The organism is Tahibacter harae (assembly GCF_024437735.1).
Lineage (GTDB): Bacteria > Pseudomonadota > Gammaproteobacteria > Xanthomonadales > Rhodanobacteraceae > Tahibacter > Tahibacter harae.
In genome coordinates, this window is record NZ_JANFQO010000078.1 from 1 (window position 1) to 1070 (window position 1070).

At 54.4% G+C, this 1070-nt stretch carries 1 protein-coding gene; it reads right to left on the reverse strand.

The window, feature by feature from the left end:
* Window positions 1-9: 9 nt before the first annotated feature.
* Entirely contained in the window at window positions 10-1011 is a 1002-nt protein-coding gene (gene gap, locus NM961_RS23890) for a type I glyceraldehyde-3-phosphate dehydrogenase (protein ID WP_255916934.1), read from the reverse strand.
* Between the last annotated feature and the right edge of the window lie 59 nt (window positions 1012-1070).

A 1070-nucleotide genomic window follows, 5' to 3' on the forward strand; every position in this document is an offset into this window, starting at 1 on the left:
CTGACTGGTTTACTCCTTGGTGGCCATGTGGGCCATCAGGTCGCAGACACGGTTGCTGTAGCCGAACTCATTGTCGTACCATGTGACCAGCTTGACAAAGTGGTCGTTGAGGGCGATGCCAGCGCCAGCATCAAAGATGGAGGAGCGAACGTCGCCATTGAAGTCTGTGGAGACAACCTGGTGCTCTGTGTATCCCAGAATGCCCTTCATGGGTCCATCAGCAGCGGCCTTCACAACCTTCTTGATGTCGTCGTATTTGGCAGGTTTCTCCAGACGGACTGTCAGGTCGACCACTGACACGTTGGGGGTGGGGACACGGAAGGCCATGCCAGTCAACTTGCCATTGAGCTCGGGGATAACCTTGCCGACAGCTTTGGCAGCACCAGTTGAAGCAGGGATGATGTTCTGGCTGGCGCCACGGCCGTCCCTCCACAGCTTGCCGGAGGGGCCATCCACAGTCTTCTGGGTGGCAGTGATGGCATGAACGGTGCTCATCAGACCCTCAACGATGCCAAAGTTGTCATTGATGACCTTAGCCAGGGGAGCCAGGCAGTTGGTTGTGCAGGAAGCGTTGCTGACAATATGGAGGGACTTGTCGTACTTCTCGTGGTTGACACCCATGACAAACATGGGAGCATCAGCGCTGGGTGCAGAGATGATGACCCTCTTGGCACCACCCTTCAAGTGAGCAGAGGCCTTCTCAATGGTGGTGAAGACACCAGTGGACTCAACCACATAATGGGCACCAGCATCACCCCATTTAATGTTGGTGGGGTCCCTCTCGTGGAAGACTGTGATTTTATGTCCATCGATGACGAGCTTTCCACCCTCAGCCTTGACCTCACCATGGAAGCGGCCGTGGGTAGAGTCATACTTGAACATGTAGACCATGTAATCCAGGTCGATGAAAGGATCATTGATGGCCACAATCTCAACCTTCTTGGAGTGGAAAGCAGCACGGGTCACCAGACGACCAATGCGGCCGAATCCATTGATACCGACTTTCACCATTTTGTCTGGGTTGGTCTAGTCCTCGTTTGTGAGATTCCTCTGTCTGTCTTGCGACTCCG

What these genes read in the sequence shown, in the direction of transcription:
- gap (WP_255916934.1), bottom strand. Translation starts at nt 1,011, where the DNA reads ATGGTGAAAGTCGGTATCAATGGATTCGGCCGCATTGGTCGTCTGGTG.